Source organism: Roseovarius dicentrarchi (genome assembly GCF_003316635.1).
In the GTDB taxonomy this organism is placed as follows: domain Bacteria; phylum Pseudomonadota; class Alphaproteobacteria; order Rhodobacterales; family Rhodobacteraceae; genus Roseovarius; species Roseovarius dicentrarchi.
The window spans coordinates 70760-79258 of record NZ_QNQP01000016.1; the positions used below are offsets into that span (position 1 = coordinate 70760).

Annotated in this window: 7 protein-coding genes; 5 read left to right on the top strand and 2 right to left on the bottom strand. The window is 60.9% G+C overall.

What is annotated here, in order from left to right; genetic code table 11:
* Positions 1-38: 38 nt before the first annotated feature.
* The 3 genes from hisS to hisG are packed head-to-tail and all read left to right on the top strand — an operon-like array spanning position 39 to position 3360.
* A complete protein-coding gene (gene hisS / locus DQ230_RS12180) occupies positions 39-1535 on the top strand; it encodes a histidine--tRNA ligase (protein ID WP_113912896.1) in 1497 nt (498 codons plus the stop codon).
* A complete protein-coding gene (locus DQ230_RS12185; RefSeq protein ID WP_113912897.1) occupies positions 1535-2668 on the top strand; it encodes an ATP phosphoribosyltransferase regulatory subunit in 1134 nt (377 codons plus the stop codon). Before hisS ends, DQ230_RS12185 begins: the two co-directional genes overlap by 1 nt.
* On the top strand, positions 2665-3360 hold the full coding sequence (hisG, locus tag DQ230_RS12190) for an ATP phosphoribosyltransferase (protein WP_113912898.1): 696 nt from the start codon (positions 2665-2667) through the stop codon (positions 3358-3360). Before DQ230_RS12185 ends, hisG begins: the two co-directional genes overlap by 4 nt.
* 116 nt (positions 3361-3476) lie before the next feature.
* On the opposite strand, the gene DQ230_RS12195 is transcribed toward hisG, so the two are convergent.
* Both DQ230_RS12195 and DQ230_RS12200 read right to left on the bottom strand, forming a co-directional pair.
* Positions 3477-4109, bottom strand: a complete 633-nt coding sequence (locus DQ230_RS12195; RefSeq protein ID WP_113912899.1) for an outer membrane protein — start codon at positions 4107-4109, stop codon at positions 3477-3479.
* Positions 4110-4415: 306 nt separating this feature from the next.
* The gene (locus DQ230_RS12200; protein WP_113912900.1) at positions 4416-4850 is read right to left on the bottom strand and encodes a DUF1489 family protein; all 435 of its coding nucleotides are present in this window, start codon (positions 4848-4850) and stop codon (positions 4416-4418) included.
* 277 nt (positions 4851-5127) lie between these two features.
* Here DQ230_RS12200 and DQ230_RS12205 point away from each other — a divergent pair, with 277 nt between their 5' ends.
* Positions 5128-7392, top strand: a complete 2265-nt coding sequence (locus tag DQ230_RS12205; RefSeq protein WP_113912901.1) for an adenosylcobalamin-dependent ribonucleoside-diphosphate reductase — start codon at positions 5128-5130, stop codon at positions 7390-7392.
* 615 nt (positions 7393-8007) lie between these two features.
* Positions 8008-8466, top strand: a complete 459-nt coding sequence (locus tag DQ230_RS12210) for a DUF262 domain-containing protein (protein ID WP_113912902.1) — start codon at positions 8008-8010, stop codon at positions 8464-8466.
* Positions 8467-8499 lie beyond the last annotated feature (33 nt).

Sequence of the window (8499 nt, forward strand, 5' to 3'; positions counted from 1 at the left end):
ACCGCGCGGCAGGTAGCACAGCTTCGGGAAATCATACGATGGCCAAGCCCAAGAAGACCCCCCGCCCAAAGGCGCAGACGCCCAAGGGATTTCGTGATTATTTCGGCGTCGAAGTGGTCGAGCGTGCCGCGATGCTGGACGCGATCGCGCGGGTCTATCACCAGTACGGTTTTGACGCGCTGGACAGCTCGGCCGTGGAAACGGTCGAGGCTCTGGGCAAGTTTTTGCCGGATGTGGACCGCCCCAACGTGGGTGTGTTCGCCTGGCAGGAGGACGAGGGCGAGAAGCCGGGCGATTGGCTGGCGCTGCGGTACGATCTGACAGCACCGCTGGCGCGGGTCTATGCGCAGCACAAGGATGATTTGCCCACGCCCTACCGGCGCTACGCGATGGGGCCGGTCTGGCGCAATGAAAAGCCGGGGCCGGGCCGGTTTCGCCAGTTCTATCAGTGCGATGCAGACACGGTCGGCGCGCCGTCGGTTGCCGCGGATGCCGAGATTTGCGCCATGCTGGCCGATTGTCTGGAGAAGGTCGGAATTGCGCGCGGGGACTATGTTGTGCGCGTCAACAACCGCAAGGTGTTGAACGGCGTGCTGGAAGTGATGGGGCTGGATGATCAGGCCCAGCGTGACGCTGTGCTGCGCACCATCGACAAGTTTGACAAGGTCGGCAGTGACGGCGTGCGCGCGCTGCTGGGCAAGGGCCGGCTGGATGCGTCCGGCGCCTATATCGATGGCGTCGGGCTGAGCGATGATCAGGCCGGGCCGGTGATCGCGTTTTTGACATCCAAGGGCGCTGATGCGGCGGAAACGCTCGCCAACCTGCGCGCAGCGGTCGGCGGATCGGTCATCGGCGCCGAAGGCGTCGATGAGTTGGAAGAAATCGCCGCATTGGTGGCTGCGCAGGGCTATGGCCCGGACCGGATCGAGATTGACCCAAGCGTTGTGCGCGGCCTTGGCTACTATACCGGGCCGGTGTTCGAGGCCGAGTTGACCTTTGATATATTGGACGAAAATGGCGCCAAGCGTCAGTTCGGCTCGGTTGCCGGGGGCGGGCGCTATGATGATCTGGTCAAGCGCTTCACCGGGCAGGCCGTGCCGGCCACGGGCGTCAGCATTGGCGTGGACCGGCTGCTGGCGGCGCTGCGGGCCAAGGGGCAGATTCAGGCTGCGGCGCAGGGGCCGGTGGTTGTGACCGTGATGGACCGCGCGCGCATGGCCGATTACCTTGCCATGGTTGGCGAATTGCGGCAGGCGGGTATCCGCGCCGAGATGTATCTGGGCAATCCCAAGAATTTCGGCAACCAGTTGAAATACGCCGATAAACGCGGCAGCCCCGTGGCCATTATCGAAGGCGCGGATGAGCAGGCGCAGGGCGTCGTCCAGATCAAGGATCTGGTTCTGGGCGCAAAGATTGCCGCCAGCGCGACGCTGGAGGAGTGGAAGGAACGGCCCAGCCAATTTGAAGTGCCGCGTGCGCAGATGGTTGCCAAGGTGCTGGAAATTTTGGGAAATCAGTCAGACGGAGCGCCGTGATGGCAGGGCAGGAGCCGCGCCGCGCCTACAGCGCGCCCACGTCTGGCGATGTGAGCAAATGCGATATCCGGGCCGAGGCCGCGCGGCTGCGCGGCGTGTTCGAGGCCGCCGGCGCGCAGGTGGTGGAAACCGCGATCTTGCAGCCGGCCGCAACGCTGCTGGATCTGTATGGCGAAGATATCCGCGCCCGCGCCTATGTCACCTCTGATCCGGTGAGGGGCGAGCAAATGCTGCGCCCCGATTTCACCGTGCCGGTCGTCCAGATGCATATGAACGGCGCGGCAGAGCCTGCGCGATATACCTATTCCGGTGAAGTGTTCCGCAGGCAAGAGGCCGATACCGGACGGGCCAGCGAATATATTCAGGTCGGCTACGAGGTGTTCGAGCGCGGAACCCCGGCGCAATCGGATGCCGAGGTATTCGCCCGGTTTCACGATATATTGGCGCCGCTTCGCCTGCATGCGATGACCGGCGATATCGGAATCCTGATGGCCGCCGTCGACGGGCTGACCACGACACCGGCGCGCAAGGCTGCGCTGCGGCGTCATATCTGGCGGCCGCGCCGCTTTCGCGCCTTGCTGGACCGGTTTTCGGGGCGCGTTCCCGTGCCGTCCAGCCGGACCGCCCTGCTTGAGGCGGCAGATCCCATGGCCGCCGCCGGGCCGCTGATCGGGCTGCGCAGCGCGTCCGAGATCGCCGCGCGCATCGAGGCGCTGCGCAGCGATGCAGCAGCTGCGCCGGTGTCCGAGGGCGAGGTCGATATGATCGACGCCATCCTTACCGTGCGCGAAACCTGCCCCAATGCGCTGGAACGCCTGCGCGATATCGCGGTCGATATGCCCTGCATCAACGGCGCGGTCGCCCAGCTGGCCGCCCGGCTGGAGGCGCTGGAGGCGCGCAATATTGATGTGGAAAACCTGCCGTTCGAGGCGTCCTATGGGCGCAGCCAGATGGAATATTACGATGGTTTCGTCTTTGGCTTCACCTCCGAGGCGCATCCGGCCTTGCCGGCGGTCGCGTCGGGCGGGCGCTATGACGCGCTGACCCGGCAGCTGGGGCAGGGGCGCGAGATCCCCGCCGTGGGCGGCGTCGTGCGCCCCGATCTGGTGGTCTGGCTGGGAGATGCGTCATGAGTGTGCGTCTGGGAGTGCCGTCCAAAGGGCGGCTGATGGAAAAGACCTTTCAGTGGTTCGGCGCGCGCGGTGTGACGCTGGGCCGAACCGGGTCGGACCGCGAATATGCCGGCGTTGTCGAGGGCGCGGGCGATGTCGAGCTGGTGCTGCTGTCCGCGGGTGAAATTCCACGGGAACTGGCGGCGGGCCATATCCATCTGGGTGTGACCGGCACCGATCTGGTGCGCGAAAAGCTGGGCAACTGGGAAGACCGCGTTACGGAACTGGCCGAGCTTGGCTTTGGCCATGCCGATCTGGTGCTGGCGGTGCCGCAGGCGTGGGTCGATGTCAGCATTCTGGACGATCTGGATGCCGTTGCCGCCGCATTTCGCGCGCATCACGGGCACCGTTTGCGGATCGCCACGAAATACCACCGGCTGGTGCGGGACTTCCTGCGCGAAAACGGCGTTGCCGATTATAGTCTGGTAGACAGTCAGGGCGCGACCGAAGGCACGGTCAAGAATGAGACGGCCGAGGCAATCGCCGATATCACATCGTCCGGCGATACGCTGAGCGCAAACCATTTGAAGGTTCTGGATGACGGGCTGATCCTGCGCAGTCAGGCCACACTGTTCCGCGCGAGGCATGTGCCGATGTCGGATGCGGACCGCGCAACGCTGGCGGCGCTGTTGATGCTGCTGGAAGTCGACTGATTTAGTCCCGCGCAGCAATCTGCATTTTCAGGTAGTGAAACGAAAAACGCGCGGCCCGAGTGGGACCGCGCGTTTCAGAAAGTAGGCTGCCGGGCCAGTTTGGCCCGACTGTCTGCTTAGAAGCGGAACGTTGCACGAACCTGAACGGTTGTGATGTCTGCATCGTAGTCTGCGAGACCAGCGCCAACATTGCTGAAATCATTGATTTCATGATACAGGACTTCGCCGCCGAGCGAGAAGTTCTGAGTCAGCATGTGCTCGTAGCCAGCACCCACGAAGTAACCGTCTGCGTCGCCGGCCAAGTTGGTATCTGCGTTGGCATAACCGCCGGTTGCATACAGCAAGCCGTTACCCAGCTTGTAACCGCCGCGCAACTTCAGGCGCCAGACGCTTTCCATTTTGACCGCAGAGCCGGGGCCGCCTACCGTGATGTCAGCCCAGTCATAATCTGCGCCAGCACCGACGACCCAATCACCCAAGTCGTAATCGTAACCAACGGTCAGACCGCCGATCATGCCATCGCCATTTGCCGAGAAGGCAGTGGCGGGAGGAGTAGTTGTGCCGTCGCCATCAATATCGGCATAGCCCAGCTGGCCACCGGCGTAGAAGCCAGTCCAGTTCGGCGATGTGAAGACGGGCGCGGGTGCCGGTGCAATCACGGGCTCCATCGGTGCGGGCTCGATGTTGCCGGCGAATGCGGAGCCTGCCATCAGGGCGGAAGCTGCTGCTGCGGAGAGCAAGTATTTCATTGTGTGTCCTTTCGTTAATCTGCTCGGGCGTGGTGTCCAAGGTTTTGGCCCTGCGCCTCATAGACCCCCTATTCAGGGTTAGCCTGTGTTATGCAACTGTCTGGTCAGGCAGAGGGTTTCAAGAAAATGTGATTTTGATGGGCGATAAAGCGCCCGGCTGTGATTTCAGCCAGATCTGCAAAATGGACGCTTTCCTAAAAGCGTTCATTAACAATGGCTTATATTGGAAACCTGGTCGGGTGTTTGTCGAAAAAACGGTTGGCTAACGCGACTCAGGCACGCGATCTGACGGGCAGCCTGTTGCGTTTATATCACGCCAATATCTGCCAGGGCGGCGCTGAGGCTGGCAGGCAGCGTGTCCTCTTCGCCGCCGCGCGTGGTCAGATCCGCCGGAGACTCTGCACCCGGCAGGTAGCGCCAGCCCTGAAAGGGTCGTTTCTGTGCTGGCGTGGTGCGCATGACCTGAGGATCCAGGATAATGGCACAGCGGCGCACCCCGTCCTGGCCGATAACCTCGTCCAGTCGCAGGATTCGCTGCCTGCATTGCAGAACGCCCTGAATGAACCAGTAGATGGAGCCACCATCCAACAGCTCATCCGCGCGCTTGGGCCACATGCGGGTGACATGGCGGGGCAGGCCATCACTGCCCTGCGCGCGCTTTGATGATTGCCACGCGATCAGGTCATCAACACTGTCGGTGCCGACGCTGAGCTTGATCAGATTGAGGGGTGCCTGGGCCATGACGGTGATTTTATGCCGGGCGGCGCCAAGTTCAATGCCATAGCGACGTTATTGTGCCGAGCCTTACAGGAATGGCCGGTTTGTGCGCCAGCTGACCGCGCGCCCGTTGAAAGGCCGGGATTGGGTATTTTTACCAAGAAAAAACAGCAGGCTACGCGCTGATCTGCCGGGATCGCATTGATTGGCGGCGTCGCATGCCGTTGACCGCGGCGCGGCGCGCGCCTATTGTTCGCGTTCCGTCCTCGCATTGTCCTTCTGCCTTTCCGGAGCCTCCCTCATGAGCCGTTTTGCTGCCCCAATTTCCGAACAGATCTGGAATATGAAATACCGTTTCACGCCCGCAGACGGCGTCGGGGACACCAGCGTCGAGGATAGCTGGCGGCGTGTTGCGCGATCGCTGGCCAGTGTCGAAAAGGAGCCGGAGGTTTGGGAAGACCGGTTTTACGGCGCGCTGGAGGATTTCAGGTTTTTGCCCGCCGGACGCATTGCGGCCGGGGCAGGGACCGGGCGCGCGGTCACGTTGTTCAACTGTTTTGTCATGGGAACGGTGCCCGACGATATGGGCGGCATTTTCGATGCGCTGCGCGAGGCGGCGCTGACGATGCAGCAGGGCGGCGGGATCGGCTATGACTTTTCCACCATCCGCCCGCGCGGGGCCGTGGTCAGGGGCGTGGGTGCAGATGCCAGCGGTCCGCTAAGCTTTATGGATGTGTGGGACGCAATGTGCCGCACGATCATGAGCGCGGGCGCGCGGCGCGGCGCAATGATGGCGACAATGCGCTGCGATCACCCCGATATCGAGGATTTCATCGCCGCCAAGAGCGATCCGGCGCGGCTGCGCAATTTCAACCTGAGCGTGTTGGTCACTGACCCGTTCATGGAGGCGGTGGACGCTGACGAGGCGTGGGATCTGGAGTTTGACGGGATTGTGCACCGCACCGTTCAGGCGCGCGATCTGTGGAACCGGATCATGCAGGCCACCTATGACTATGCCGAACCGGGCGTGATTTTCATCGACCGGATCAATCAGGCCAACAACCTGGCCTATTGCGAGACGATTGCGGCCACCAACCCCTGCGGCGAGCAGCCCCTGCCGCCCTACGGTGCGTGCCTTTTGGGCAGCATCAACATGGCCCGGCTGGTAAGCGATCCGTTTGGCGAGGATGCCGCGCTGGATCAGGCCGCGCTGGCAGATCTGGTGGCTGTCGCCGTTCGGATGATGGACAATGTCGTCGATGCCAGCCTGTTCCCTCTGCCCGCGCAAGAGGCCGAGGCGCAGGCCAAGCGGCGCATTGGATTGGGTGTGACCGGCCTGGCCGATGCGCTGTTGATGGTCGGGCAGCGCTATGGATCCGAGCAGGCTGCAAAGCAGACCGAAGAATGGCTGAAAGCGATTGCGCGCGCCGCCTATCTGGCCTCCGTTGATCTGGCCAAGGAAAAGGGCGCCTTTCCCCTGTTCGACGCCGAGGCATTTCTTCGCAGCGGCACGATGCAGGGCATGGATGACGACGTGCGCCGCGCGGTGGGCAAGCATGGCATCCGCAATGCGTTGCTGACGTCGATCGCACCGACCGGCACCATCAGCCTCTATGCCGGCAATGTCAGCAGCGGGATCGAGCCGGTCTTTGCCTACAGCTATACCCGCAAGGTTCTGCAAAAGGACGGCACCCGGACCGAAGAAGAAGTTGTAGATTACGCCGTTCAACTGTGGCGCGATAAATTCGGCGACGCGGAGCTACCCGATTATTTCGTCAACGCCCAGACGCTGGCCCCGGCCGATCATGTGCGCATGCAGGCCGCGGCGCAGAAATGGGTGGACAGCAGCATTTCCAAGACTATCAACTGCCCCGAGGACATCAGCTTTGACGCGTTCAAGGATGTCTACATGCAGGCGTGGAACAGCGGCTGCAAGGGGTGCACCACCTACCGCCCCAATGATGTGACCGGCTCGGTCCTGAGCGTCAGCGAGGCGTCGAACGCGGCCCCCCAGGAGGTCAGCAGCGACGGCGCCGAAGTCATCTACATGTCCGACCCGCTGGACCGCCCACCCGAGCTGGAAGGCATGACGTACAAGCTGAAATGGCCCGACAGCAACCACGCGATCTACATCACCGTAAATGACGTCATACTCGGCGGCCACCGCCGCCCGTTCGAGGTGTTCATAAACTCCAAGAACATGGAGCATTTCGCCTGGACAGTCGCGCTGACGCGGATGATTTCAGCCGTTTTCCGTCGCGGGGGGGACGTGTCTTTTGTCGTGGAGGAGCTGAAAGCGGTGTTCGACCCGCGCGGTGGCGCCTGGATGTCGGGCAAATACGTGCCTTCCATTCTGGCCGCGATCGGAGGCATTCTGGAACAGCATATGATCAAGACAGGATTTCTTGCGGGCGAAGGAATGGGACTGAAAAGCGACCCGACCGCAGAGGTGGTGAAACTTGGTGGCGGTCGCGGCGCCGCGTGCCCAAGCTGCGGAGATCTGGCGATGCGCATGGTCGAGGGGTGCATGACATGCGGGAGTTGTGGGCATTCAAAGTGCAACTGACATGGGTTTCGTCGATATTACCCAGAAAAACCATAATAGTGCGCAAACGAAATCATAAGCCTGCGCAGAACGTGTCAAGAGGTTTTTTTGGCGCTCGGGGAACAAAGCCTGACGAACAGTTGGCCTTGGCAGCTAGCGATTTTTGGAACTTCTCAGGCTGCCCGGGAGAAAGCGCAAAGCAGGCAACATCAAAAAAAACTCTGGCCAGGATACTTATGCTCGAAAGACATCCCTAGCGCAGCCAGTTACTGGTGCGAGCTGTCGTAAGCACGCGTGGGATCGGATCAGGCGCATAGATCCGCGATATGGGATCTGGCCATGTCTGCAGCCTTCCGCGTTTCTCGCATGCTGAAGCAGGCACTTCGGGCGATTCTGGACCTTCGCTGCAGAGGCAAACGACACTACAGGATAACGAAAGCTGACATTCAAGAGCGGGTTGCACAGCGAAAAAACTTCATCGACATTCGAGCATCCTGTGCGACCCTACATCGTGTCGGGTTCAACGCGTTGATCACAATCCTGACCATTCCGGTGTCGGAAAGGATGGTATTGCCATCAGCGGCGTCGTAAATATCGTAGTGTGATTGAATATTGAGCGGAGTCTTCGAAGTGGATATGGAAATTGACCTTGGTGAGACAGATGATGCCGACGAGCCGGCGGATGCTACCGATACGCGTGATCCAGACGAATTCTTAGCTCAAAACGCATTTCGCATTGTTTACCAGACCAACAATTTTCTCCTGCCACAAATTCGTGACATGATAAAAAATAAGGAGGCCATAAACCTTCATCCAGAATATCAGCGTCGCCTTCGCTGGACTCCGACGCAAAAGTCTAAACTGATTGAGTCGTTACTCCTTAACATACCAGTTCCACCCGTTTTTTTCTATGAAAGTGAAGCAGCGCGATATGAGGTGATGGATGGTCAACAACGGCTGAACACTATCCGCGATTTCTTTGAAGGTGGATTCGCGCTTAGTGTCAATGAGCGTTTAAAACTGACCCCGTTTCAGCGTTTAATTTTGACCCACCTCTGGAGTGACAAAGCCCCCAGGCGGACCGCCCTCATATAGCGAGTCCGTCTGGGGGCTTTGCTTGCGACGTGG